Source organism: Trinickia dinghuensis, assembly GCF_003367175.1.
Classification (GTDB): domain Bacteria; phylum Pseudomonadota; class Gammaproteobacteria; order Burkholderiales; family Burkholderiaceae; genus Trinickia; species Trinickia dinghuensis.
Genome location: NZ_QRGA01000003.1, coordinates 243171 through 269924, shown reverse-complemented (window position 1 = coordinate 269924; position 26754 = coordinate 243171). Strand labels below are relative to the sequence as shown.

The following is a 26754-nucleotide window of genomic DNA, read 5'->3' as shown; positions in this document are numbered from 1 at the left end:
TACTCGGCAAACCGGCGCCGAGGGGGGCGAGTCGATCAGGCGCGTGCCTTGTACGCGACGCAGTCGACCTCGACCTTGCAGTCGACGACCATGCTCGACACGACGCACGCGCGGGCCGGGGGATGGTCGCCGAAGTACTCGCGAAACACCTTGTTGAACGACGCGAAATCGCGCGGATCGTCGAGCCACACGCCGCAACGCACGACGTGCTCGGCGCCGTAGCCCGCTTCCTTCAGGATTGCGAATAGGTTCCGCAGCGCCTTGTGCGACTGCGCGACGATGCCGCCGTCGATCACTTCGCCGTTTTCCATCGGCGTCTGGCCGGACACATGCAGCCAGCCGTCCGCTTCGACCGCCCTCGCGAACGGCATATGTTGACCGCCCGTCCCTTTGCCGCCTTCCACGCCATAACGTTTCATCGATGCTCTCTTTCCAGTGATGATTGATTGGTGATTCAAAATTCCCCCTGGGCGTCCGCGTTCGGCCGCACCCCGCGCGCAACGAAATGGCCGGCGCGCTCGCCGGTCGGCTGGCCGTCGCGGTACGACAGCACGCCGTTCACCCAGACCGCGTCGATGCCTTCCGCGTTCTGCCGCGGCTGGTCGAAGGTTGCCGCGTCGCGCACTCGCGCCGGATCGAACAGCACGAGGTCCCCGTGATAGCCGATCCGTACTTCGCCGCGCTGTGCGAGACCGAAGCGCCGCGCCGACAAGCTCGTCATCTTGCGGATCGCCTCCTCGAGCGCGATGAGCCGCGTGTCGCGCGCGTAGTGGCCCAGCACGCGAGGGAACGCACCCCACAGCCGCGGATGCGGCAACGGGTCGTTCGGCAGGCCGTCCGAGCCGACCATCGTCGCGGGATGCGACAGAATGCGGCGCACATCCTCCTCCGACATGTTGTGATAGACCGCGCCGGCCGGCAGCAGGCGGCGCGCGGCTTCCTGCTGCGATACGCCCCATGCGCCCGCGATCTCCGCGATGAGCTTGCCGGCCATTTCCGGGTGCGGGGTCGACCATGTGACAGTGATGTCGATGTCGCCGGTTACCTGCTTCAAGTCGAGCGTCGACGAACTGCGGCTATACGGATAGCAGTCGCAGCCGACCCGCTGCAGCCGCCGCGCGCGATCGAGCGATGCGAGCACCTCGGCGCTGCGCCCCCAGTTCGACGGGCCCGCGCACTTCAGATGCGAGATCACGACCGGCACGCGCGCGTGCCGGCCGACGCGGTACGCCTCCTCCATCGCATCGAGAATCGCGTCGAACTCGGTGCGCATGTGCGTCGTGTACAGCGCGCCCGCGTTCGCGAGCGGCTCGGCGAGCGCCATCACCTCCTCGGTCGATGCCGCGAACGCGGAACCGTACGCGAGGCCCGTGCTGAGGCCGAGCGCGCCGTGCGACAGCGCGTCTTCGAGCTGCGAGCGCATACCGTCGATCTCCGCGGGCGTCGCGGTGCGGTCGAGCCGGTCCATGTGGTTGTTGCGCAGCGCCGTATGGCCGATCAGCGCGCCGACGTTCACGGCCGGGCGCGCGGCGTTCACCGCATCGACATAGGCGGCGAACGTCGGATACCGGAACGCATCGCGCTCGCCGAGCAGATTCATCGGGTCGGGCGGCTCGCCCTCGAGTGTCACCGGCGAGGCGCTGATGCCGCAGTTGCCGACGATCACCGTGGTTACGCCTTGCGAGATCTTCGGCAACATGTGCGGCGCGCGGATCACGTGCGTGTCGTCGTGCGTGTGGATGTCGATGAAGCCTGGGGCCAGCGCACGGCCCTTCGCTTCGACGATTTCCGCCGCAAGCCAGTTCGACAAGTTGCCGATGGCCGCGATCCGGCCGTCGCGCAGCGCGACGTCGCCCGAGAGCGGCGGCGCGCCGCTGCCGTCGTAGAGCTGCGCGCCGGAGATCAAGGTGTCGGCTGTCTCGGGATGTGGACGCATGTCAGAACTTGTGCCGAATGCCGGTGACGACGGCGACCTGGCTGGACGTACTGGACGGCGCGCCGATGCCCTCGATCCACGCGTTGGCGCCCGACCCCCTCTGGTAGATCCCGTTCAGGTACAGGTCGGTCGATTTCGAGAGAAAGTAATCGCCGCCGATTGCGATCTGGTTGTAGTGCGCGTTGCCTGCCGTAGCCGTATTGGCTTTCTGGTTCGTATAGATGTAGCCGGCTGCGAGCTGGGTCGCGGGCGTCAACCAATACCGGACGTTGGCCTCGTAGTTTGCGAAATGCAGACGTCCGCCGCCGATGATGTCGAAGGTCGAGTTCGTGTAGAGCAGCGAAACGATGGCCGGCCCGAACGTATAAGCTCCGCCGGCGCCCCACACCTGGTTGCGGGCCACATTGCCGATGATCGACGAGGACGTCGAGTAATAGTTGTCTGAAGGGGCCGCGCCGGCCGTGTTGATGGCCGGCGAATCCACGAGCGAATAAGCCGCATCGAGCCGGATCGGACCGTTCACGTAGTCCGCGCCAACGCTCCAGGCCCTGTTGCTGCCGAACGCGCCCGCCGTATTGGAAAACGCGTACATCGCATCGGCGGTGAAACCGGAGAAGGTCGGCGTCGTGTACTTGACCGCGTTGTTGGTGCGATATGTATTGTTGATGTCGTCGTTGTCGTAGATCGCATTGGCATACTGGCTCAACGCGCCCACGCCGTTGGGCTGTTCCTGCCAGAGATAGTCCTGCACGCTGTTGTACTGCCGGCCGAGCGTCACGGTACCCCACTTAGCATTGCCGAGCGCCACCCAGGCGCTGCGGCCGAAGATGCGGCCACCCTGCCCAAGGGCGCCCGTCTCCGCCGAAAAGCCATCTTCCAACCTAAAGGTGGCTTTCGTCCCGCCCCCGAGGTCTTCCACCCCGGTCAATCCCCAGCGGGAGCCCTGGACGTTGCCCTGCGTGGCCTGCCATGCGCTGTTGCCTCGCTGGTTGTTGGAGTAGGTAAAGCCCGCATCGACGATACCGTACAGCGTCACGCTGCTTTGTGCATAGGCGGCTTGTGCAGCCACGGCCGACGCCAGAACGATCCCCTGGAGCGCAATCTTTTTCATCTGCATTCCTTATGATTGACGAGTGATACGACGAGAAGTCGCGGTGTCCCTGCGGGGACACTCGCGGGTAGGGCAGGCGGGGCCGGTCAATGCGCGGACACGACCCGTTCCATCTGTTGGCGTTCCTTGGCGAGCAGTACGAGCGCTTCCTCGCGCGTCACGCGCCCGGGCGGCGTAACGAGGCTGACGAGAACGCCGGCGGCGAATGCGACCAGAACCGAAGGAATGACCGGGTTGCCCCAGAACGCGCTCCAGGAATCGATGGAAATCACGGCCAGCGAAACACCCGACGCGCAAATGAGGCTGGCGAGAGCGCCCTGCCACGTGAAGCGCGGCCAGAAGCGGCCGAGTACGCCGCAGGCGAACAGCCCGGAGAGGACGGTCGCGATCATCTTCGTGATGTAGTTGATGATGTCGCTCGACGGCAGGGCCAGCAGCAGCGCAACGCCGATGACCGCCAGCAATCCCACTCGCGAGCGCACGATGGCCTTGGCCGGATCGGGAGAGGTGCGGGTAAAGATGCCGCGCACGTCGATCAGGAGCAGGGAAACGGCGGCCACCGAATCGGCGCTCGACGTCGACAGGGTCGACGACATGGCCGCCGTCAGCACGATCATGCCGAGCCAGAGCGGCAGGACCTCGGATGCCAGATAGGGAAATGCGAAATCCGAGTTGCTCAGGTGAGGATTCAGCACGTGTGCCGCCATCCCGATGAGCGCCGGCAGCGCGGAGAAGAAGAAATAGAGCGTGCCGGAGATCACGAACGAGCGGCGTACGGTAGCCGCGTCGCGGCCCGCATAGATGCGCTGACGATAGGAGGGCGTAGCGAGCACACCCACGGCCACGGCCACGGAAAGGGAGAGCGCATGCACCGGGCCGATCTTGCCGAGCGCGAGGAAGCTGACGGCGGACGGATCCATCGCCGCCTGAATATGGCCGACGCCGCCCGCCATCGAAACGGACACGATCGCGATCAGCACGAATCCCACGAACAGGACGATCGCCTGCAGGGTGTCGGTCCATACCATGGCCGTGTATCCCCCGATCACGACGTATGCCGCGAAGCCGATCGCGATCAGGACCTTCGCAAGCGTCAGGTCGATGTGCGCGATCCAGGCGAGATAAAGGCCCCCGCCCAGAATGTGCGAACCGAGCCAGCCCAGCGATGCCACCAGCATCAGGACGCCGGAGAAGTTCTTGACGATCCGATTGCCGCCGACGTAGTAGGACAACTCCTCGCTCATCGTCATGAACTCGTATTTGCGCACCGGTGCGAACATCCACGCCAGCAGCAGAATGCCGACCGCGCCACCGAGGCCATACAGCCCGCCCGCCCAGCCGTTCTTGTAGGCGAATCCGACCGCGCCTATACTGGAACCGGTTCCAACCATGGTCGCAACAGTGCTGCCAAGTGTCAGAAACATAGGAAAGGCGCGGCCGCCGAGCAGAAAATCGGCGCCCGATCGCTGCCGTCGTGCGACGAGCGCACTCACACCTATCATGACGATGACGTAGGCAACAAAGCCTACAAGGAAGATCTGGCTTTTCATGGCGCGACCCTTGAACGTTAAGACGTTGTCACACGGAGCGTTGCCCAGCCGGCGGCGCGCAGCGGGCGCGCGTGTCGGAGTCGGGCCAGGCGTCACGGTATGACCCCCGGAGCCTACGGTCGTCCACCCTCTTGGCTTCCTAATTAAGGTATATATACCGTAGTTGCGAATGCAGTCTACGCGAGCAAACACGTGCGTCAAGTGGTCACAAACCCGGATCGACCGTCGGATTTTGGTGTGCGCAATTGCGTTCTATATATCGTAATTAAGCAATATCGAGAATGAGCAAAGGCTGCCGCCAAGGGGGTAAATTTTCATTGCGGGAGGGCTGTCCGGGCGCCGCGGCCCGGCAAAAGAGATGGGGCGAAGCCCGGGCTTACCAGCCCAAGCGCTCCTCGATCCGGCGAGCAGCGGCCTTCACGGCGCTCGCATAAAAATCGTACCGCTGCAGGGCCTTTTGCTCGGGCAAAACGAGCGAAATCACGAGTGCGCATTGACTGTCGCGATTCAGGATCGGCGAGGCGAGACACGCCACGGCAACCTCGGATTCTCCGATTTGCTGAGCGAGGCGCTGAGCCAGCGCGACGTGGGCCATTTCAGCGAGCTGCACGGGATCGGTGACGGCCCGGCCGGTGGGCGAAGGCAAGGCGTGACGCGCAAAGAACCGTTCGAGTTCCTTGCGCGGCATGTGTCCCACGAGCAGCCGTCCCGATGCCGTCCAGTTGAGCGGTACGCGGCTTCCGACCTTCGACGTCACCTTGAAGTGGCCCGGCCCTTCCTTCATGTCCAGCACGACCATCATGCCTTCATCGCATCCGCAAAGCTGAACCGTTTCCTCGACCTCCTCGGCCAGGCGGCGCATTTCGTCCGCGGCCACCTCCATGAAGTCCAGCGAGCCGACATACGTCAATCCATAGCCGTACAGGCGGGGCCCGAGCCAGACGCTGCCTTCCCGATTGCGGGTCAGCAGGCGCTTGTCGACGAGGTCGTTGATGATCGTATAGACGGTGGTCAACGGCGCGCCCACCGACCGGGCGACCTCGTAGGCCGTCATCGGGGCGTTCACTTCCTGAATGCGATCCAGAATCTGTACCGCGCGGTCGAGTGCGCCGGTCCGCTTTCGTCTGCCGCCGTCCGACGGATTCGTGTCGTTATCGGGTTCGACGGCGGCGGTGGGCTCGTCCAATTCCTGTGCAGCCTTCGCGGCGTGTTGCGGGGAGGTATTTCGCATCGAAAATCCGACTACGGATCAGAGAGGTTTGCGCATCTTAGCGTATTCCGCAGTTGAACCAGCCATTCTTCAACAAGGCAATGCGGTGCGCCGGCGTGCGAGCCATGGCCGGAACGGCCGCCGCGTGAAGCTCGGTTGCCGAACAGCCGAGAAGGTCATCGCACGGAAAGTACGAGTAGGATACTCGGCAAGCCGGCGCCGCCGCGTCGTGTCTTGTCGCGCTGCCGAGCCGCCCGCGCCCGCCCCCGCCCCCGGAGACGAACCATGCATTCTCATCCCGAAGCCGCCGATACGCTGATCTACGGCGCCACGCTTTACGACGGCACGGGGAAACCGCCCGTCGTGCGCGACGTCGCGATCCGCGGCGAGACGATCGTGGCCGTCGGCAATCTGTCGAATTGGATCGCCGAGGAGATCGTCGAAGCCGATGGCCGTGCGTTGGCGCCGGGCTTCATCGACGTGCACACGCACGACGACACCCACGTGATCCGCGAGCCGCAGATGCTGCCCAAGCTCTCGCAGGGCGTGACGACGGTGATCGTCGGCAACTGCGGCATCAGCGCGTCGCCCGTCGCGCTGCGCGGCGAGCCGCCCGATCCGATGAATCTGCTCGGCGAGCGCGGCGCGTTCCAGTATCCGACGTTCGCCGCCTATGTCGAGGCGGTGAACGTCGCGCGCCCGGCCGTCAACGTGGCGGCGCTCGTCGGCCATACGGCATTGCGCAGCAATCACATGGACCGGCTCGATCGCGCCGCCACGCACGAGGAGATCGACGCGATGCGTGCGCAGCTGGCTGACGCGCTCGAGCACGGCGCGCTCGGATTGAGTTCGGGGCTCGCCTACGCGTCCGCCATCAATGCACCGACCGAGGAAGTGATGGCGCTCGCCGAGCCGCTCGCGCAAGCGGGCGCGCTCTATACGACACACATGCGCAGCGAGTTCGACGCAATCCTCGACGCCTTCGACGAAGCCTGCCGCATCGGCCGGCATGCGCGCGTGCCCGTCGTCGTTTCGCACCTGAAGTGCGCCGGGCCGCGCAACTGGGGGCGCAGCATCGAAGTACTTGCGTCACTGGAACGCGCACGCGAGGCGCAGCGCATCGGCTGCGACTGCTATCCGTACGACCGCAGCTCGACCACGCTCGATCTGAAGCAGGTCACGGGCGATATCGAGATCACGGTGACGTGGTCGACGCCGCATCCCGAAGCATCGGGCAAACGACTGTCTGCCATCGCCGGCGACTGGGGCGTGACGCAGCAGGAAGCTGCTGCCCGCTTGCAGCCGGCCGGCGCGGTTTACCACAACATGTCTGAAGACGACGTGCGCCGCATCCTGGCGCATCCGGCCACGATGGTGGGATCGGACGGCTTGCCGAACGATCCGCTGCCGCATCCGCGGCTGTGGGGCACGTTTGCGCGCGTCCTTGGACATTACGCGCGCGACGTGCGGCTGATACCGCTCGAGGAGGCCGTGCGCAAGATGACGGGGCTGTCGGCCCGGCGCTTCGGCTTAGAGAAGCGAGGCGAGATCCATGTCGGGTACCACGCCGATCTCGTGCTGTTCGATCCCACGAGCGTGCGCGACGTGGCGACGTTCGACAATCCGCGCCAGGCGGCCGAAGGCATCGACGCCGTGTGGGTCAACGGTGTGCTTTCGTATCGCGATCGCGCGCCGTCGGGCGAGCGCGCGGGACGCTTCGTGCCGCGCGGCGCGAAGGCCGCGGGCGATGCGCGGGAAGGAAGCGGCGGTCCGTCGGCGCACGCTACCGGCGAACCGTTCTGATCGTATCGGCACTCACTGCCGCGCCGTGCGCGCGTTGTCCGGCATCGGCAGGTTGTAGTTGGTGCGGAACGGATTGATGTCGAGCCCGCCGCGGCGCGTGTAGCGGGCATAGACGGCCAGCTTCACGGGGCGGCATTCGCGCATGATGTCGGTGAAGATGCGTTCGACGCATTGCTCGTGAAAGCCCGTGTGCGAGCGATACGAAATGATGTAGCGCAGCAGCCCCGCGTGATCGATCTGCGGGCCGACGTAATGAATCTGCACGCTGCCCCAATCCGGCTGCCCCGTCACGGGACAGTTCGACTTCAGCAGATTCGAGTACAGCGTTTCTTCTACGGGGGCTTCGCCCTCCGCGGCCTTCAGCAGCGTCGGGTCGGGCTCGTAGATGTCGGTATCGAGATCGAGGCGGTCGAGCGACAGCCCGTCGAACTCCTCGAACTCGATTTTCTGAAATTCCGCCGGCGTCGCCAGGTGCACCGACACGGATGCGCCGCAAGCGGTCGACACGTCGCGCTTGAGCATATCGCGCAGCGCATCGACGGACTCGAGGGTCGTCTGAGCGAACGAGCCCAGATAGAGCTTGAACGACTTCGATTCGACGATGTTCGGCGATTCGGCCGGCACGAAGAACGTCGCGATCGCGATTTGCGGCTTGCCGCGCGGGTTGAGCCAGGACAGTTCGTAGGCGTTCCAGATGTCGGTGCCGAAAAACGGCAGCGTGCTCGTGATCCCGATCGCTTCGCGCGCGCGGTTGCGGGCGATCGGAAACAGCAGCGACGGATCGTACTGCTCGGTGTAGGTCGCGCTCTTGCCGAGCGGCGAGTGTTCGGGAGTCATGGTGTTCGGTCGATTAAAGGCTAGGGCGTCGATGCGTTGAGCGAGAGGGCGTGTCGCCACGCCGCGTCATGGCACGCTATTGCGCAAGGAACAGCCGATAGACGGGGTTGCCGCTTTCGTCCCAGTGCGGATAGCCGAGCGTCGACAGGAATCGCGCGAACGCGTCGTTGTCCGATTGCGGCACTTGAATGCCGACGAGAATCGAACTGTAGTCCGCGCCCTGATTGCGATAGTGAAAGAGGCTGATGTTCCATTCGGGCGCCATCGACGAGAGGAATTTCATCAGCGCGCCGGGCCGCTCGGGGAACTCGAAGCGGAACAGGCGCTCGTCGCGCGCGAGCGGCGAGCGGCCGCCGACCATATAGCGAATGTGCTGCTTCGACAGTTCGTCGCCCGTCAGGTCGACGGTCGGAAAGCCATGCTGCTCGAACGCTTGGGCGATCGATGCCGATTCACCGCGGCTCTTGATCTGCACGCCGACGAAGATATGCGCCGCGCTCGCATCGGCGATCCGGTAGTTGAATTCGGTGACGTTGCGCTCGCCCACGAGTTCGCAGAAACGCTTGAAGCTGCCGCGCTCCTCGGGGATCGTCACGGCGAACACGGCCTCGCGCGCTTCGCCCACTTCCGCCCGCTCGGCGACGAAGCGCATCCGGTCGAAGTTCATGTTCGCGCCGGAAGTGATCGCCACCAGCGTTTGCGCCGTCACGCCCGTGCGCTCGGCGTACTGCTTGGCGCCGGCCACCGACAGCGCGCCGGCGGGCTCGAGCAGGCTGCGCGTGTCTTGGAAGACGTCCTTGATCGCCGCGCACAGCGCGTCGGTGTTGACGGTGAGGACGTCGTCGAGATACTGGCGGCACAGGCGGAACGTTTCCTCGCCGACGAGCTTGACGGCCGTGCCGTCGGAGAACAGGCCCACCTCGGGCAGCGTCACGCGCTCGCCCGCCTGGATCGACCGCGCCATGGCGCACGAGTCCTCGGTCTGCACCCCGATGACCTTGATGTCGGGCCGCACGGCTTTCACGTAAGCGCCGATCCCAGCGGCCAGTCCGCCGCCGCCGATCGGCACGAAGATCGCGTGAATGGGCGCCTGGTGCTGGCTCAGGATTTCCATCGCGACGGTGCCTTGGCCCGCGATCACGTACGGATCGTCGAACGGATGCACGAACGTGAGCCCGCGCGCCTTTTGCAGTTCGAGCGCGTGCGCGTAGGCATCGCTGTACGATTCGCCGGCCTGCACGACTTCCACGGTGGGCCCGCCGTGCGCGCGCACGGCGTCGACCTTCACCTGCGGCGTCGTGACCGGCACGACGATGACCGCCTTGACGGCGAGCCGCGCCGCCGAGAAGGCGACGCCTTGCGCATGATTGCCGGCCGACGCGGTGATGACGCCGCGCGAGCGCGCTTCGGCATCGATGTGGACCATCTTGTTGTAGGCGCCGCGCAGCTTGAACGAGAAGACGGGCTGGTTGTCCTCGCGCTTCAGGAAGACGCGATTGCTCAGGCGGGCCGACAGATTGCGCGCCGGTTCGAGTTCCGTCTCGCGGGCTACGTCGTAGACGCGGGCGGTCAGGATTTTCTTCAGATAATCGTGGGAAGACGAGGACATGGGCTTGGGCGCGAGGATGGCTCGCGTGGCGTGCAAAATGCGAAAAGAACAATGATAGCGCCAACGGGCGACCGTTTTCGCACCGCGAAATCCATCGGGCATTGACCGGACGGCCGGTCGGCAAAGTGCCGGATGCCCGCCGGGCCGGGCTTTTGCGCCGCTTCCGCGTACGCGTAACGCGTCATATTGCACAGCAACGCGTATCGAGATCATGCGGTAGAATTCCGTTTTAAGACCAGGACCGGATAATGCGCTGGCAGCCACGGACCGCCTCACTGACCCCAGCCCCGCGGGAAGCGCGTCCCCCGGCGCAGCGGCATGCCCGTCACGCACGATCGTGCGGCTAGCGCGCACCTGATACGGCCATGCTCAGATCGCGCCTACCCGCGCGGTGAGCCCTCGCTGCCGACGCCCAGTTTCCAGAAAACTCATTGCGCGTGACGCGCATTGCCGGCCGCAAACGTCGATGGACGCTTTGCCCGGCCACTCGATCCGTCCGACCATGAACGCACCTCAAGTCTTCGATCCGCACGGCGCCGCGGCTGTCGCTGCCGCCGACACCGAACCGCGCTTGCGCGAAATCCCGTACAACTACACCTCGTTTTCCGACCGCGAGATCGTCATCCGCCTGCTCGGCGACGAAGCCTGGAAGGCCCTCGACGAGTTGCGCGCCGAGCGCCGCACGGGCCGCTCGGCCCGGATGCTCTACGAAGTGCTCGGCGACATCTGGGTCGTGCGCCGCAATCCGTATCTGCAGGACGATCTGCTCGACAATCCGAAGCGGCGCGACCTGCTGATCGAGGCGCTGAACCACCGCTTGAGCGAAATCGAGAAGCGCCGCCACGCGGATCTGACCGAGCACGGCGACGAAGCCGGCCGGGAGCGCGCCGCGCGCGTGGAAATGCTCGTCGCGGCCGCGCGCGGCGCCGTCGATGCGTTCGCGGCCGAGTTCGGCAAGATGGCCGAGTTGCGCCGCCGGGCGACGAAGGTGCTCGGCCGCTGCACGCAGAAGGACAACATTCGCTTCGACGGCCTCTCGCGCGTCTCGCACGTCACCGATGCGACCGACTGGCGCGTCGAGTACCCGTTCGTCGTGCTGACCCCGGACACCGAAGCCGAGATCGCGCGCCTCGTGAAGGCCTGCTTCGAACTCGGATTGACGGTCATTCCGCGCGGAGGCGGCACCGGCTACACGGGCGGCGCCGTTCCGCTCACGCCGTTCTCGGCCGTCATCAATACGGAAAAGCTCGAGCAACTCGGCGCCGTGGAGTTGACCGAACTGCCGGGCGTGGCCACGAAGACGCCGACGATCTTCTCGGGTGCCGGCGTCGTCACGCGCCGCGTGACGGAGGCGGCCGAGGCCGCCGGCTATGTGTTCGCCGTGGATCCCACCTCGCTCGACGCATCGTGCATCGGCGGCAACGTCGCGATGAACGCGGGCGGCAAGAAGGCCGTGCTGTGGGGCACCGCGCTCGACAACCTCGCCTGGTGGCGCATGGTCGATCCGCAGGGCAATTGGCTCGAGGTGACGCGGATCGAACATAACCGCGGCAAGATTCACGACGTCGACGTGGCCCGGTTCGAACTCAAATGGTTCGACGGCGATGCCGCGCCCGGCGAGCGGCTGCTGCGCACGGAGATGCTCTCGATCGAAGGCCGGCGCTTCCGCAAAGAAGGGCTCGGCAAGGACGTCACGGACAAATTCCTCGCGGGCTTGCCCGGCGTGCAGAAGGAAGGCTGCGACGGGCTCATCACGTCCGCGCGCTGGGTGCTGCACAAGATGCCGGCGCATACGCGCACCGTTTGCCTGGAGTTCTTCGGCCAGGCGCGCGATGCGATTCCGAGCATCGTCGAGATCAAGGATTATCTGTTCGAGACGTCCAAGCAGGGCGGTGCGATCCTGGCCGGCTTGGAGCACCTCGACGAGCGCTATCTGCGCGCCGTCGGCTACGCGACGAAATCGAAGCGCAACGCGTTTCCGAAGATGGTGCTGATCGGCGACATCGTCGGCGATGACGCCGACGCGGTGGCCGCGGCCACGTCCGAAGTCGTGCGCATGGCGAACGGCAAGAGCGGCGAGGGCTTCGTCGCCGTCAGCGCCGAGGCGCGCAAGCGCTTCTGGCTCGACCGCAGCCGCACGGCTGCGATCGCCAAGCACACGAACGCGTTCAAGATCAACGAAGACGTCGTGATCCCCTTGAACCGCATGGGCGAGTACACGGACGGCATCGAGCGGATCAACATCGAGCTGTCGCTGAAGAACAAGCTGCAGCTCGTCGATGCGCTCGAAGCGTTCTTCAAGGGCGGCAACCTGCCGCTCGGCAAGACCGACGACGCCAACGAAATCCCGAGCGCGGAGCTGCTCGAAGATCGCGTGCAGCAAGCCCTTGCCTTGCTGGCGCGCGTGCGCGCACGCTGGTCGTTCGTGCTAGAGAAGCTCGACCTCTCGCTGCGCGAGGCGCAGCACTACCTCGTGCAACTGGGCTACGAAGCGCTGGCCGAGAAATTCGCCGATCGAGTGGACGATCAACCGGGCGCCAACGTCTTCCACGTGACGCAAGACCGGACGATCCGCGCATCGTGGAAGCAGGAGATCCGCGCCGAGCTGCGTCAGATCTTCAACGGCGGCGAGTTCAAGCCGATCCTCGACGAAGCGCAGGCGATCCACAAGAAGGTGCTGCGCGGCCGCGTGTTCGTCGCGCTGCACATGCACGCGGGCGACGGCAATGTTCATACGAACATCCCCGTCAACTCCGACAACTACGAGATGCTGCAAGACGCGCACAAGGCCGTCGAGCGCATCATGAAGCTCGCGCGCTCGCTGGACGGCGTGATTTCGGGCGAGCACGGCATCGGCATCACGAAGCTCGAATTCCTGACGGAAGAAGAGATCGCCGATTTCCGCGCGTACAAGGAACGGATCGACCCTGAGGGTCGCTTCAACAAGGGCAAGCTGTTGCCGGGCGCTGACTTGCGCAATGCCTATACGCCGAGCTTCGGCCTGATGGGCTACGAATCGCTGATCATGCAGCAGTCCGACATCGGCGCGATCGCCGATTCGGTGAAGGACTGCCTGCGCTGCGGCAAGTGCAAGCCCGTGTGCGCCACGCACGTGCCGCGCGCGAATCTGCTCTACAGCCCGCGCAACAAGATCCTCGCCACGTCGCTGCTGATCGAAGCGTTCTTGTACGAGGAACAGACGCGCCGCGGCGTATCGATCAAGCACTGGGACGAGTTCAACGACGTGGCCGACCACTGCACGGTCTGCCATAAGTGCGTGACGCCGTGCCCGGTCAAGATCGACTTCGGCGACGTGTCGATGAACATGCGCAACCTGCTGCGCAAGATGGGCAAGAAGAAGTTCAACGCGGGCTCGGCCGCGGGGATGTTCTTCCTGAACGCGACCAATCCGCAGACGATCAACCTCGCCCGCACGGCGATGATGGGTATCGGCTACAAGGCGCAGCGTCTCGGCAACGATCTGCTGAAGAACTTCACGCGCAAGCAGACCGCCCATCCGCCCGCCACGACGGGCCGGCCGCCCGTCGTCGAGCAGGTGATCCACTTCGTCAACAAGAAGATGCCGGGCAACCTGCCGAAGAAGACGGCGCGCGCGCTGCTCGACATCGAGGACAACAAGATCGTCCCGATCATCCGCAATCCGAAGACGACGACTGTCGATTCGGAGGCGGTGTTCTACTTCCCGGGGTGCGGCTCCGAGCGGCTGTTCTCGCAGGTGGGCCTCGCGACGCAGGCGATGCTCTGGGAAGCGGGCGTGCAGACGGTGCTGCCGCCGGGCTATCTCTGCTGCGGCTACCCGCAGCGTGGCGCGGGCCAGTACGACAAGGCCGAGAAGACCGTGACGGACAACCGGGTGCTGTTCCACCGGGTGGCCAACACGCTGAACTACCTGGACATCAAGACGGTGGTCGTCTCGTGCGGGACCTGCTACGACCAGCTCGCCGGCTATGAATTCGAGAAGATCTTCCCGGGCTGCCGAATCATCGACATCCACGAGTTCCTGCTCGAGAAGGGGATCAAGCTCGACGGCGTGTCCGGCACGCGCTACATGTATCACGACCCGTGCCACACGCCGATCAAGACGATGGATCCGGTCAAGCTCGTCAATGAACTGATGGGCTCCGCCAACGACGGCTACAAGATCGCGAAGAACGAACGCTGCTGCGGCGAATCGGGCACGTTCGCCGTGGCTCGGCCCGACATTTCGACGCAGGTGCGCTTCCGCAAGGAAGAGGAAATCCGCAAGGGCGCGGCCAAGCTGCGCGAAATCCCGGTGACGTCGGCCGGTGCGAGCGGGGTCGAAGCGTCGGCCGCGGGCAACGGCGCGGCCGACATCAAGGTGCTGACGAGCTGCCCGTCGTGCTTGCAGGGCTTGTCTCGTTACAACGAGGACGCGGGCGTCGAAGCCGACTACATCGTCGTCGAAATGGCGCGTCACGTCCTGGGTGAGAACTGGATGGCCGAATACGTCGAGCACGCGAATAATGGCGGCATCGAGCGCGTACTGGTGTAATGGCGGTGAAATAGCGGCCACGCGCGGGGCGTAATGGTGTAAAACGCTCTCGCGCGCGATCGCCGTGAATCGCCGGGATGGCGAATCGCGCTTACCGATGCTGGCCGACGCCAAGGGACGATGATGGAGTGCGTATTTTGCCGTGAGGAAGGCGGGGTCGTGCTTTGGCAGGACGACGCATTGCGCGTCGTCCTGGCCGACGAGCACGACTACCCGGGTTTCTGCCGCGTGATCTGGAATGCCCACGTGGCGGAATTTTCGGATTTGCAGCAGGGCGAGCGCGATCGCGTCATGCAGGCCGTGTACGCGGCAGAACGCGCGGTACGGCGCGTGCTGGCACCGGACAAGGTGAATCTGGCGAGTCTCGGGAATCAGGTGCCGCACGTGCATTGGCACGTGATTCCGCGCTTCACGAACGACGCGCATTTCCCGCTGCCGATCTGGGCACCGAGGCAACGATCCGTCTCGGAAGCGCTCCTGGCACAGCGGCGCGCGCAAGCCACGCTGATTGCCGAGGCTTTGCGGCACGAAATGGCGCAGGCGCTCGGTTGACGGCGCTCGGCGGGCGGGCAAGACACCGCCGCGAGCGCCGTGAATTTCGAATGAGAGGCAAACAATGGCGGGACTGACTTCCGAGACGCCGGTGCCCACGGGCATCGTCGTCCATGCAAAATCGCGCGTGCTGGAGTTGCAGTACGCGAACGGCCTCAGTTATCGGATTCCGTTCGAATTGATGCGCGTTTATTCGCCCTCGGCCGAGGTGCGCGGACACGGGCCGGGACAAGAAACGGTGCAAACGGGCAAGCGCGAGGTCGCGATCGTTTCGATCGACGGCGTCGGCAACTACGCTTTGCAGCCGACGTTTTCGGACGGCCATGCCACGGGCATCTATTCTTGGGATTTGCTGTATGAACTGGCGACGCGCCAGGACGAGCTTTGGCGAAGCTACTTCGACCAGCTCGCGGCGGCCGGGCTCGACCGCGACGCGCCGATGGCGCCGGCGGGCGCCCCGCGCGGCCACTGTCACTGATATGAAACGCGGAGGATAAACGCGATGAGCAAGACCCACTTCGGCTTCGAAACCGTCGACGAACAAGACAAGGCGAAGAAGGTGGCGGGCGTGTTCCACTCGGTGGCCACGAACTACGACCTCATGAACGACCTGATGTCGGGCGGCCTGCACCGCGTCTGGAAGCAATTCACGATCGCGCAGGCGCACGTGCGCCCCGGCGCCAAAGTGCTCGACATCGCGGGCGGCACCGGCGATTTGTCGAAGGCGTTCGCGAAGCAGGCCGGGCCGAGCGGCGAAGTCTGGCATACCGATATCAACGAATCGATGCTGCGGGTGGGGCGTGACCGACTGCTCGACCAAGGCATCGTGACGCCGTCGCTGCTGTGCGACGCCGAAAAAATTCCGTTCCCCGACAACTACTTCGACGTCGTGACGGTGGCCTTCGGGCTGCGCAACATGACCCGAAAGGAAGTGGCCATTTCCGAGATGCGGCGTGTGCTGAAGCCCGGCGGGCGCTTGCTCGTCCTCGAGTTTTCGAAGGTCTGGGAGCCGCTGAAGAAGGCGTACGACGTGTACTCGTTCAAGGTTTTGCCGTGGCTTGGCTCGAGGTTCGCCAAAGATGCCGAAAGTTACCGGTATCTTGCCGAATCGATCCGGATGCATCCGGACCAGGACACCTTGAAAACGATGATGGAGCAGGCTGGGCTTGACGCCGTGAAATATTACAATTTGTCAGCTGGCGTGGTAGCCTTGCACGTGGGGGTGAAGTACTAGATCCCCTAATTCATTGTTTTTATAGGGGATATCGATATGGCCGATTCGCTTTCAATTTCTTCCAAACTGCTTTCATTGCAATTTACGAAGCGAATCCGGCTCTTCACGGTGGCGACGATGATCGCGGCGGGCACGCTGATCACGCTCGACGCCGAGGCGAAACGCATGGGCGGCGGCCGCAGTATCGGGCGCCAGTCGCAAACGATGCAGCGCGAGAGCGCGCCGCCGCAGCAATTGGGACAATCGAGCCGCTCGGCGCAGGCCGGCACGCAGCCGGCCGCCGGCGCACAGGCACAGCGCGCCCAAGGCGCCCAGGCCGCGGCGGCCGCCACGCCGTCGCGTTCGCGCTGGCTCGGTCCGATCGCCGGTCTTGCGGCGGGTCTCGGCATCGCGGCGCTGCTGTCGCACTTCGGTTTGGGCGGGGCGTTCGCGGGTGCGATGGCGAACGTCATCGTCGTCGCGCTGCTGGCGATGATCGGGATTTGGCTCGTCCGTAAGCTGATGTCGATGCGCCGCAAGAGCGGCACGCCCGCACTGGCCGCGGCCGGCGGGGCGCTGCCGATGGGGCGCGACGCGTTCGGCGGCGGGTACGAGTCGGCCGCGCAGGGTAACGGCGGTGCCGCTGCGTCGGCGGGCATCGCGCACGCGGCTTTCGAGCGCCCAGCCGATTTCGACGAGCCCGCGTTTCTGCATCACGCCAAAGTCAATTTCGTACGCCTGCAAGCCGCATGGGATGCCGGCAATCTCACCGATATCCGCGCGTTTTCGACGCCGGAGATGTTCGCCGAGTTGAAGCTCGAACTCGATGCGCGGGCCGGGACGCGCAACGAAACCGATGTCGTTCAGTTGAACGCCGAGTTGGTCGAACTCGAAGAAGATGCGTTCGAGTACCGTGCGAGCGTGCGCTATACCGGCTTGATCCGCGAAGCGGCGGGTGAGGCGGCGCAGCCGCTCGACGAAACATGGCAATTGAACAAGCCGAAGCGCGGTGGCGACGGCTGGCTGCTCGCGGGCATCCAGCAATCGACGGTTCATTGAAAGCGCGTTGGTCATCTGCTCGGCCGGAGGTCGCCCGTGAGAACGCTCGTGAAGTCGGCGATCTGCCATACGACCGACCCGTCGTCGTTCGAGCGCGGCGATTGCCTCAATCAGGGTACCGACCTGCACTGGCTCATCAGGATCACCTTGGGTGGCCCCGCCTTTGCCGCCATAGCCTGCGGCTCCGCTAGTTAGCCCATTGGCCACGAGCGCGTCCGACTGACGCGTGCAACGGTCGAACACGGTCGCCCATTCGCACGAGTTCGTCGCGCGAGCCGCCGCGTCGTTTCGCCGAGGTGGGAATCGGAGCCTCCGACGACACCCGGCCGGCAGTGCCGCCGCACGATCGGGCGCTACAATAGAGGCCCGCGTCGGCTGCCGCTCGCGCGGGCTTTTTATTGTTCCCCGATGACTCTTGCCGCCAAGCCCTTTGCCGCTGCCGTCAACCATTTGCTCGCTCGCGAAGCGTGGGCGCGCGAACGCCTCGCCCCGTACGCGGGCAAGACAGCGCGTCTCACGTTCTCCTCGATCGTCTTGACCCTTGCCGTGGAATCGGACGGCTATCTGAGCGCCGTCGACGAAATCGACGCTCGGGCCGTCGATGTCTCGCTCGCCGTCGCGCCCGATGCGCTGCCGGCCTTCATGCAAGGCGGCCAGGCCGCGGTCATGAAGCACGTCAAAATCGAGGGCGACGCCGAATTCGCCACGCAGCTCGCGAAGCTGGCCGAACATTTGCGCTGGGAGCCGGAGGAAGATTTGGCGAAGCTGATCGGCGACGCGCCGGCCTACCGCGCGGCGCAGATCGTGCGCACCGCCGGTGAGCAGGCACTGCGCGCCGGCCGCGGCTTGCGCGATTCGATCGCCGAATACCTGCTCGACGAAAGCCCGCAGCTCGTGCGGCGTGGCGCGCTCGATGCGTTCAACGGCGAACTCGCGCGCGCCCGCGATGCGCTCGCGCGCGTTGAAAAACGCATCGAAAGGCTCGATCAGCAAACGCTCGCGCGCCAGGCAGGCGCCTTGCGCCGCGTGCGATAGCGAGCGGGCCAACCATGCGTCTATTGCGTTTCATCAAGATCGTCTACACCGTCTGGCGTTTCGGGCTGGACGAAATGATGCTGAGCCGGCTCAACGATCGCCGGGTCCGCTTCCTCGTGCGCATCGGCACGATCGGCCGCCGCTACAAGTCGCCGCCGGCCGTGCGGCTGCGGCTCGCGCTCGAAAGCCTCGGGCCGATCTTCGTCAAGTTCGGCCAAGTGCTCTCGACGCGCCGCGATCTGCTGTCCGCCGATGTCGCCCTCGAACTCGCCAAACTGCAAGATCAGGTACCGCCGTTCGATTCGAGCGTCGCGATCGAGATCATCGAGCGATCGCTCGGCGGGCGCGTCGACGTCCTGTTCGACGATTTCGAGCGCGTGCCGGTGGCCAGCGCATCGATCGCGCAAGTGCACTTCGCCAAGGTGAAGTCGGGCCAGCACGCGGGCAAGGACGTCGCGATCAAGGTATTGCGGCCGAACATGCTGCCCGTGATCGATTCCGATCTGGCGCTGCTGCGCGACCTGGCCGTCTGGGCCGAGCGGCTCTGGGCGGACGGCAAGCGCCTCAAGCCGCGCGAGGTCGTCGCGGAGTTCGACAAGTACCTGCACGACGAACTCGACCTCATGCGCGAGGCGGCGAACGGCAGCCAGCTTCGGCGCAACTTCGCCGGGCTCGATTTGCTGCTCGTGCCCGAAATGTACTGGGAGTTCTGTACGCCGAGCGTGCTCGTGATGGAGCGCATGGTCGGCGTGCCGATCAGCCAGGTCGAGACATTGCGGGCGGCCGGGGTCGATATCCCGAAGCTCGCGCGCGAAGGCGTCGAGATTTTCTTCACGCAGGTGTTCCGCGACGGCTTCTTCCATGCGGACATGCACCCGGGCAATATCCAGGTCAGCCTGAACCCTTCCCATTTCGGCCGCTATATCGCGCTCGATTTCGGGATCATCGGGGCGTTGTCCGATTTCGATAAGAACTATCTCGCGCAAAATTTCCTCGCCTTCTTCAAGCGCGACTACCACCGTGTTGCCACGCTGCACTTGGAGTCGGGGTGGGTGCCGCCCACCACCCGCGTCGAAGAATTGGAAAGTGCGATTCGAGCCGTCTGCGAACCGTATTTCGATCGCGCGCTGAAAGACATCTCGCTGGGGCAGGTGCTGCTGCGGCTGTTTTCGACGTCGCGCCGCTTCAACGTCGAGATTCAGCCGCAACTCGTGCTGCTGCAAAAGACGATGCTCAACGTCGAGGGGCTCGGCCGCTCGCTCGATCCCGAACTCGATCTTTGGAAGACGGCCAAGCCTTACCTCGAGCGCTGGATGAACGAGCAGATCGGCTGGCGCGGATGGTACGAGCGGCTAAAAGTGGAAATGCCGCAGTGGAGCAAGACGCTGCCGCAACTGCCGCGCCTCGTCCATCACGTGCTGGCGGAGCGGCACGGGCACGACGGCCCGCGCGGCGCGCACGATGCCGCGATCCGGCTTTTGCTGCTCGAGCAGAAACGCACGAACCGGCTTCTGCAGGCACTGTTGCTGTTCGGTGTGGCTGTGGGCGTCGGCGCGCTTGTCGCGCGCGCGTGGCTCGCCTTTGCCTACGGGGCGTAACCGAAATGAACCGGGCCTAATGGCGCATCACCGGGTTTAAAGGGGCTCAATGCGATGAACAAGCCGTCGTCATCCGATCAACCGCCGCCGAGTCAGCCTGTTGCAGGCGGTGCGGCGCCTGCCTTCTCCACGCGTGACCCGAACACGGCCGCTTTCTGGGACGAACGCTTTCGACAAGGTTTCATGCCGTGGGATCAGGCCGGCGTGCCCGAGGCGTTCGCGGCTTTCGCGGCGCGCACCGCGCCTCGGCCCGTTCTTATCCCGGGCTGTGGCAGCGCGCATGAAGCCGGTTGGCTCGCGCAGGCCGGTTGGACTGTCCGTGCGATCGATTTCTCGGTCGATGCCGTGGCGGCGGCCCGCGCGCAACTCGGCCCCCACGCGCCGCTCGTCGAGCAAGCCGATTTCTTCGCCTACCGGCCGCCGTTCGTGCCGGGGTGGATCTACGAACGTGCGTTCCTTTGCGCATTGCCGCACGGGCGCCGCGCCGACTACGCGGCCCAGATGGCCGCGCTGCTCGAGCCGGGCGGCTTGCTCGCCGGGTTCTTTTTCTTCGACGAAGCGCCCAAGGGGCCGCCGTTCGGGATTTCGCGCGACGAACTCGATGCGCTACTGAGCCCGTCGTTCGAACTCGTCGAGGACGAACCCGTCGCCGATTCGATCCCCGTGTTCGCCGGCCGCGAGCGTTGGATGAGCTGGCGCCGGCGGGGTTGATTTTCCGCGCCGTCGCCCTCATTTCGCGAACTGCGCGAGGCCGAGTGCCCCGTCAGCCGGGAAGTAGCCAAATGCGGCTATAATTCAACGCTTTGCAAGCGCTTAACCGTTTTTTTGTCGGAAATAGTCGGGAAGAGAATCATGCCGATCTACGCCTACCGTTGCGAATCGTGCGGCTTTGAGAAAGACGTGCTCCAGAAGATGAGCGATGCACCGCTGACGCAGTGCCCGCAATGCGAAAAGGACAGCTTTCGTAAGCAGCTAACGGCCGCGGGTTTCCAGCTGAAGGGTTCCGGCTGGTATGTCACCGATTTCCGTGGTGGTTCGAGCGGATCGAACGCATCGAACGGCTCGAATGGGGCGGCTTCCAGCGGAGCGGCCGCGGCCACATCGGAAGCGAAGCCCGAAGCGAAGTCCGAGTCGAAGTCGGACAGCGCCCCCGCGCAAGCGGCCAGCACGAGCACCTCGGCATCGACTTCGTCCGACGCGTAAGCCAATGCCGCTGGACGCGCGGCCGGCGTTCATGCCGGCCGTTGCTGTACGCGCCGGAACGTCGTCGCACGGGTCGAGCCTCAAGCGCTAGGCAGATTGAGCCGCGCGCGCCGATTCAATTCCAAGCGGTTCCCTGACGGTACACATGAAAAAGACGACGCTCAAATCCGTGTTCCTGACCGGCTTGCTGGTCCTTGTGCCCTTGGCGATCACGCTTTGGGTGCTGGGGCTCGTCATCGGTACGATGGACCAGACGCTGCTGCTCCTGCCCGCGTCGTGGCAGCCCGAGCGGCTGCTGGGCTTCCATTTGCCCGGCGTCGGCGCGGTGCTGACGCTGGCGTTCATCTTCGTCGTCGGCCTGTTCACCCAGAACTTCGTCGGGCAAAAGCTCGTCACCTGGTGGGACGCGATCGTGAGGCATATCCCGATCGTCGGCCCGCTGTATACGAGCGTGAAGCAAGTGTCCGACACGCTGCTCTCGAGCAGCGGGAACGCGTTCCGCAAGGCGCTCCTGATCGAGTACCCGCGGCGCGGTTCCTACACGATCGCGTTTCTGACGGGCATCCCGGGCGGCGACGTGGTCAATCATTTGCAGAGCGATCACGTCAGCGTCTACGTGCCGACGACACCGAATCCGACGTCGGGCTTCTTCCTGATCGTTCCCAGGGCGGAAGTCATCGAACTCGACATGACGGTCGATGCGGCGCTCAAGTACATCGTCTCGATGGGGGTAGTCGCCCCGCAATTGCCGGCTGGCGCGCCGGCGCGCCGTCCGGTCGAGCCGCCCCTTTAATGCCGCCCGTGCGGTGAAACGCAACCCGCACGCGCTGCCCTCTAATGCCAAACGAAAGACGAATACCATGTCGATGAGATCTGAATACTGCGGTCTGGTGACCGAACACCTGCTGGGCCAAACCGTGTCGCTGTGCGGCTGGGTGCATCGCCGGCGCGACCACGGCGGCGTCATCTTCATCGACCTGCGCGATCGCGAAGGTCTCGTGCAAGTCGTGTGCGACCCCGATCGTGCGGAGATGTTCAAGATCGCCGAGGGTGTGCGCAACGAGTTTTGCGTGCAAATCGTCGGCGTCGTGCGCAATCGTCCGGAAGGCACGGCCAACGCAGGCCTGAAGAGCGGCAAGATCGAGGTGCTCTGTCACGAACTGACGGTGCTCAACGCATCGGTCACGCCGCCGTTCCAGCTCGACGACGACAACCTCTCGGAAACGACGCGCCTCACGCACCGCGTGCTCGACCTGCGCCGTCCTCAGATGCAGAACAACCTGCGCCTGCGCTATCGCGTGGCGATGGAAGTGCGCAAGTATCTCGACGCGCAGGGCTTCATCGACATCGAAACGCCGATGCTCACGAAGAGCACGCCTGAAGGCGCGCGCGACTACCTGGTTCCTTCGCGCGTGAACGCGGGCCAGTTCTTCGCGCTGCCGCAGTCGCCGCAGCTGTTCAAGCAGCTCTTGATGGTGGCGAACTTCGATCGCTACTACCAGATCGTGAAGTGCTTCCGCGACGAAGATTTGCGCGCCGACCGCCAGCCCGAATTCACGCAGATCGACTGCGAGACGTCGTTCCTGAGCGAGCAGGAAATTCGCGATCTGTTCGAGAAGATGATCCGCCACGTCTTCACTGAGACGATCGGCGTCACGCTCGACGCGGCGTTCCCGGTCATGCAGTACTCGGAAGCCATGGCGCGTTTCGGTTCGGACAAGCCCGATCTGCGCGTCAAGCTCGAGTTCACCGAGTTGACGGACGCGATGAAGGACGTCGACTTCAAGGTGTTCAGTGCCCCGGCGAACACGAAGGACGGCCGCGTGGCGGCGCTGCGCGTGCCGAAGGGCGGCGAATTGTCGCGCGGCGACATCGACGGCTACACCGAGTTCGTGCGCATCTACGGCGCGAAGGGTCTGGCATGGATCAAGGTCAACGAAGCCGCCAAGGGCCGTGACGGCCTGCAAAGCCCAATCGTGAAGAACCTGCACGACGCGGCGATCGCGGCGATCCTCGAGCGTACCGGCGCGCAAGACGGCGACATCATTTTCTTCGCGGCCGATCGCGCGAAGGTCGTCAACGACAGCCTCGGCGCGCTGCGCCTGAAGATCGGCCATTCCGATTTCGGCAAGTCGAACGGCCTCGTCGAAGCCGGCTGGAAGCCGCTGTGGGTCATCGACTTCCCGATGTTCGAGTACGACGAGGAAGATGCGCGCTACGTGGCCGCGCACCATCCGTTCACGAGCCCGAAGGACGAGCATCTCGAGTTCCTCGAAACCGATCCGGGCCGTTGCCTGGCGAAGGCCTACGACATGGTGCTGAACGGCTGGGAAATCGGCGGCGGTTCGGTGCGGATCTATCGCGAAGACGTGCAGTCGAAGGTGTTCCGCGCGCTGAAGATCAACGATGAGGAAGCGCGGGCGAAGTTCGGGTTCCTGCTCGACGCGCTGCAGTACGGCGCGCCGCCGCATGGCGGGATTGCATTCGGTCTCGATCGTATCGTGACGATGATGGCCGGCGCCGATTCGATCCGCGACGTGATCGCGTTCCCGAAGACGCAGCGCGCGCAGTGTCTGCTGACGCAGGCGCCGAGCGCCGTGGACGAGCGTCAGTTGCGCGAGTTGCATATTCGGTTGCGCCAGCCGGAGCAGCCGAAGGCGTAAGGTGTGATGCATAAGGCGCGGGTGTTTGGCGACGAGCCCCGCGAGCTTTACTGAAAACCCCGAAGGTTGGATGAGAATCCGATCTTTGGGGTTTTTTGCGTTTTCGGGGCTGAACCGCGCGAATCGATCTGACCCGAACGGCAGCCATCCGGTTCCGCAAAACCCGGCTCCCGCGCTATCCTGACGGCCGTACCCGTATCATTCGAACACCATGCGAAAACCGCCGAAAATTCCCGAGTCGGTCCTTGTCGTCATCTACACGCCCGAACTCGACGTGCTCATCATCGAGCGCGCGGATCGCCCCGGGTTTTGGCAATCGGTGACCGGATCGAAAGACCGCCTGGACGAACCGCTCGCCGAAACCGCGGCGCGCGAAGTGGGGGAGGAGACGGGGATCGTCGTCGGCGGCCCGCTCGTGCCGGTCGACGCGCTCGTCGATTGGGGCGAGTTGATCGAATACGAAATCTATCCGGTATGGCGGCATCGCTATGCCGAAGGCGTCACCCGCAACGTCGAGCATTGGTTCGGGTTGGAAGTGCCGTACCGGCTGGAGGTCACGCTCGCGCCGCGCGAGCATACGGCGCATCTGTGGCTACCTCACGAGCAGGCGGCGGCGCGCTGCTTCTCCTCGTCCAATCGGGAAGCGATCCTGCAATTGCCGCGCCGGCTGCGCGTGGGTAACGCGGCGGCGGCAGGCAAAGCCGCATCGCAGCAACCGCCCAAGGACGCGTGAGCACACGTGCCGCGCGCCGGCTGGCGCGCATCGGGGCCGCGCTCGTTTCGAGGCGTCGCGCCGCCCGGTTGGCCTTCACGGCCGGCAACCACGTGCGGCTCTTCAGCAGCGGGACCGACTACTTCGCCGCATTGATCGCTCAGGTCGACGCGGCGAAGGAAAGCGTCGTGCTCGAAACCTATATTTTTTGCGATGACGACGCTGGCCGCCCCGTCTCCGACGCACTCATACGCGCGGCACGGCGTGGCGTGCGGGTGCGCGTGATGACGGACGGGCTCGGGACAGCGCGCCTGGCGTTGTTCGACGAGTGGCGCGCAGCCGGCATCGAGCATCGGATCTACAACGCCGGCTGGCTCGGCTTCGGTTTGCTTGGCCGATTCGGTCTGTCGCGGACTCACCGCAAGCTCGCGCTCGTCGATGAGCACGTCGCGTTCTGCGGCGGCATCAACATCGTCGACGATTTCGCCTCGCCCGGCGGCCGCCTCGCGCGCGCCCGCTGGGACTTCGCCGTCGAGTTGACGGGGCCGGTCGTGCCCCGCGTCAGCGCCGCGCTCGATACGCAGTGGCGACGTCTCGAACTCGGCCACCGTCCCTACGCGGCTTCGATGTCGCGGGCGCGCGAACTGCGGGCACAAGCGACATCCACGGGTGCATCTGCTCCGTCGCATTCATCCCCCAATGCGTCCGAGCATGCCCTGAAGGCCCCAAGCGTAGCCTTCATCGCCCGTGACAACTTCGTGAATCGGCGCGCGATCGAAAAGGCGTACCTGGTGGCTATCGGCCGCGCACGGCACGAAATCCTGCTGGCCAATCCGTACTTCGTGCCCGGCCGCAAGCTGCGCCGCGCCTTGGTGGCCGCGGCACGGCGTGGCGTGGACGTGCGCCTGCTGATCGGCCGCAAGGAATTTCTCGCGCTCGATCGCGCTGTGCCGTATCTTTACCGGACATTCCTCGGCGCGGGCGCGAAGATCTCCGAGTACGAGAAAACGGTGCTGCACGGTAAAGTAGCCGTCGTCGATTCCAACTGGGCGACGGTCGGCTCCTCGAATCTCGACGCGCTAAGCCTCGTGCTCAACAATGAGGCAAACGTCGTGCTCATCGAACACGCTGAGATCGGCCGGCTGCGCGAGGCGATCCTCGCGGCGTTCGCCGAGGCGCGTCCCATCGACCCCGCTCGCTACGCGGCGCGGCCCTGGCCCGAGCGTTTGACCAGCTGGCTGGCGTACGCGGCGTACCGCGCCGTGATGAAGCTGCTGACGGTCGGCGGATACGATTAGGGGTGCGCTACGCTTCGCACCCCGCGGCCGGCAAGGCACCGCCGCCCGCCCGCAATCGGCGTCAACGACCCTAGCCGCCCGGTTAGATTCCGGTTTCTAATAAAGTCCTTGTTTCGGGGGCGGCCGCGCTCAATAATAGTACGGCCGTTCTATTTTATGATTGCACAGCCAAGAGAACGGTATAGAGAGGCCATGCGAAAAGGTGAACAAACGCGCGCAGCGATTCTCGATGCGGCGCTCGATCTGGCGAGCCGTGACGGGCTCGAGGGTTTGACGATCGGCCTGCTGGCCGAGCGCATGCAGATGAGCAAAAGCGGAGTCTTTGCGCACTTCGGGTCGCGCGAGGACTTGCAGGTCGAAGTCGTGCGCGAATACCACCGTCGTTTCGAGGAGGAGGTGTTTTTTCCGAGCCTGGGCGAGCCGCGCGGCTTGCCGAGATTGCGCGCGATGCTGGGCCGCTGGATGGAAAGGCGGATCCAGGAAGTGATGACGGGGTGCATCTACATCAGCGGCGCCGTCGAATACGACGACCGCGGAGACAACCCCGTGCGCGAGCAGCTCGTGCTGAGCGTCTCGACCTGGCGGGCGGCGTTGCTGCGGGCCATTTCGCAAGCCGTCGAAGAAGGCCATCTGCGCTCGGATACGGATCCGAACCTGATGCTCTTCGAACTGTATAGCTTCACGCTCGGTCTGCATCACGACGCGCGCTTCCTGCATCTGCCCGATGCCGAGCGTCTCACGTGGGCCGCGCTGGAAAAAACGATTGTTTCGTATCAGAGCCGAAGCCATAGCCAGTAGGACGCCTACCCGGCGTACCGACTGCCTAGACGG

Annotated in this window: 22 protein-coding genes; 15 read left to right on the top strand and 7 right to left on the bottom strand. The window is 64.8% G+C overall.

Annotation, left to right across the window (positions count from 1 at the left end; translation table 11 throughout):
* Positions 1-35 precede the first annotated feature (35 nt).
* The 5 genes from DWV00_RS05375 to DWV00_RS05355 form a co-directional block, all read right to left on the bottom strand.
* Positions 36-419, bottom strand: coding sequence for a RidA family protein (locus tag DWV00_RS05375; RefSeq protein ID WP_115532516.1), 384 nt, complete (start codon positions 417-419; stop codon positions 36-38).
* Positions 420-454: 35 nt separating this feature from the next.
* The gene (locus DWV00_RS05370) at positions 455-1936 is read right to left on the bottom strand and encodes an N-acyl-D-amino-acid deacylase family protein (RefSeq protein ID WP_115532515.1); all 1482 of its coding nucleotides are present in this window, start codon (positions 1934-1936) and stop codon (positions 455-457) included.
* Position 1937: 1 nt separating this feature from the next.
* The gene (locus DWV00_RS05365) at positions 1938-3053 is read right to left on the bottom strand and encodes a porin (RefSeq protein ID WP_115532514.1); all 1116 of its coding nucleotides are present in this window, start codon (positions 3051-3053) and stop codon (positions 1938-1940) included.
* 80 nt (positions 3054-3133) lie between these two features.
* On the bottom strand, positions 3134-4597 hold the full coding sequence (locus tag DWV00_RS05360) for a sodium:solute symporter family protein (RefSeq protein WP_115532513.1): 1464 nt from the start codon (positions 4595-4597) through the stop codon (positions 3134-3136).
* A 376-nt stretch (positions 4598-4973) separates the two neighbouring features.
* Positions 4974-5828 carry an IclR family transcriptional regulator gene (locus tag DWV00_RS05355; RefSeq protein ID WP_115532512.1) on the bottom strand — a complete coding sequence of 285 codons (855 nt, stop codon included), beginning with the start codon at positions 5826-5828 and terminating at the stop codon, positions 4974-4976.
* 264 nt (positions 5829-6092) lie between these two features.
* Here DWV00_RS05355 and DWV00_RS05350 point away from each other — a divergent pair, with 264 nt between their 5' ends.
* A complete protein-coding gene (locus tag DWV00_RS05350; protein WP_115532511.1) occupies positions 6093-7610 on the top strand; it encodes an N-acyl-D-amino-acid deacylase family protein in 1518 nt (505 codons plus the stop codon).
* A 12-nt stretch (positions 7611-7622) separates the two neighbouring features.
* On the opposite strand, the gene queF is transcribed toward DWV00_RS05350, so the two are convergent.
* Together queF and ilvA are read right to left on the bottom strand one after the other, a co-directional pair.
* Positions 7623-8447, bottom strand: a complete 825-nt coding sequence (gene queF / locus DWV00_RS05345) for an NADPH-dependent 7-cyano-7-deazaguanine reductase QueF (protein ID WP_115532510.1) — start codon at positions 8445-8447, stop codon at positions 7623-7625.
* A 76-nt stretch (positions 8448-8523) separates the two neighbouring features.
* Positions 8524-10056, bottom strand: a complete 1533-nt coding sequence (ilvA, locus tag DWV00_RS05340; RefSeq protein ID WP_115532824.1) for a threonine ammonia-lyase, biosynthetic — start codon at positions 10054-10056, stop codon at positions 8524-8526.
* Positions 10057-10558: 502 nt separating this feature from the next.
* On the opposite strand from ilvA, the gene DWV00_RS05335 reads away from it, so the two are divergent.
* The 14 genes from DWV00_RS05335 to DWV00_RS05270 all read left to right on the top strand — a co-directional run bounded on the left by DWV00_RS05335 (position 10559) and on the right by DWV00_RS05270 (position 26721).
* Positions 10559-14590: an FAD/FMN-binding oxidoreductase gene (locus DWV00_RS05335; protein WP_115532823.1), complete on the top strand. Its 4032-nt coding sequence runs from the start codon at positions 10559-10561 to the stop codon at positions 14588-14590.
* Between the two features lie 123 nt (positions 14591-14713).
* Positions 14714-15142 carry an HIT family protein gene (locus tag DWV00_RS05330; RefSeq protein ID WP_115532509.1) on the top strand — a complete coding sequence of 143 codons (429 nt, stop codon included), beginning with the start codon at positions 14714-14716 and terminating at the stop codon, positions 15140-15142.
* A 64-nt stretch (positions 15143-15206) separates the two neighbouring features.
* The gene (locus tag DWV00_RS05325) at positions 15207-15620 is read left to right on the top strand and encodes a gamma-butyrobetaine hydroxylase family protein (protein WP_115532508.1); all 414 of its coding nucleotides are present in this window, start codon (positions 15207-15209) and stop codon (positions 15618-15620) included.
* Between the two features lie 24 nt (positions 15621-15644).
* Positions 15645-16376 carry a bifunctional demethylmenaquinone methyltransferase/2-methoxy-6-polyprenyl-1,4-benzoquinol methylase UbiE gene (ubiE, locus tag DWV00_RS05320; RefSeq protein ID WP_115532507.1) on the top strand — a complete coding sequence of 244 codons (732 nt, stop codon included), beginning with the start codon at positions 15645-15647 and terminating at the stop codon, positions 16374-16376.
* A gap of 36 nt (positions 16377-16412) precedes the next feature.
* Positions 16413-17414, top strand: coding sequence for a Tim44 domain-containing protein (locus tag DWV00_RS05315; protein WP_115532506.1), 1002 nt, complete (start codon positions 16413-16415; stop codon positions 17412-17414).
* 408 nt (positions 17415-17822) lie between these two features.
* Positions 17823-18449, top strand: coding sequence for a ubiquinone biosynthesis accessory factor UbiJ (locus DWV00_RS05310; RefSeq protein WP_115532505.1), 627 nt, complete (start codon positions 17823-17825; stop codon positions 18447-18449).
* A 14-nt stretch (positions 18450-18463) separates the two neighbouring features.
* The gene (gene ubiB, locus DWV00_RS05305) at positions 18464-20047 is read left to right on the top strand and encodes a ubiquinone biosynthesis regulatory protein kinase UbiB (RefSeq protein WP_115532504.1); all 1584 of its coding nucleotides are present in this window, start codon (positions 18464-18466) and stop codon (positions 20045-20047) included.
* Between the two features lie 54 nt (positions 20048-20101).
* Entirely contained in the window at positions 20102-20758 is a 657-nt protein-coding gene (locus DWV00_RS05300; protein ID WP_115532503.1) for a methyltransferase domain-containing protein, read from the top strand.
* Between the two features lie 141 nt (positions 20759-20899).
* Positions 20900-21250 (top strand): FmdB family zinc ribbon protein, encoded by a 351-nt coding sequence (locus tag DWV00_RS05295; protein ID WP_115532502.1) that lies wholly within the window; start codon positions 20900-20902, stop codon positions 21248-21250.
* A gap of 145 nt (positions 21251-21395) precedes the next feature.
* Positions 21396-22043, top strand: coding sequence for a DUF502 domain-containing protein (locus DWV00_RS05290; RefSeq protein ID WP_115532501.1), 648 nt, complete (start codon positions 21396-21398; stop codon positions 22041-22043).
* 67 nt (positions 22044-22110) lie between these two features.
* Entirely contained in the window at positions 22111-23913 is a 1803-nt protein-coding gene (gene aspS / locus DWV00_RS05285) for an aspartate--tRNA ligase (protein ID WP_115532500.1), read from the top strand.
* Positions 23914-24124: 211 nt separating this feature from the next.
* Positions 24125-24646: a dihydroneopterin triphosphate diphosphatase gene (gene nudB, locus DWV00_RS05280; RefSeq protein ID WP_115532499.1), complete on the top strand. Its 522-nt coding sequence runs from the start codon at positions 24125-24127 to the stop codon at positions 24644-24646.
* Positions 24643-25923 (top strand): cardiolipin synthase ClsB, encoded by a 1281-nt coding sequence (gene clsB / locus DWV00_RS05275; protein ID WP_115532498.1) that lies wholly within the window; start codon positions 24643-24645, stop codon positions 25921-25923. Before nudB ends, clsB begins: the two co-directional genes overlap by 4 nt.
* A 192-nt stretch (positions 25924-26115) precedes the next feature.
* Complete coding sequence (locus tag DWV00_RS05270) at positions 26116-26721, top strand: TetR/AcrR family transcriptional regulator (protein WP_115532497.1); 606 nt, start codon at positions 26116-26118, stop codon at positions 26719-26721.
* Positions 26722-26754: the final 33 nt, after the last annotated feature.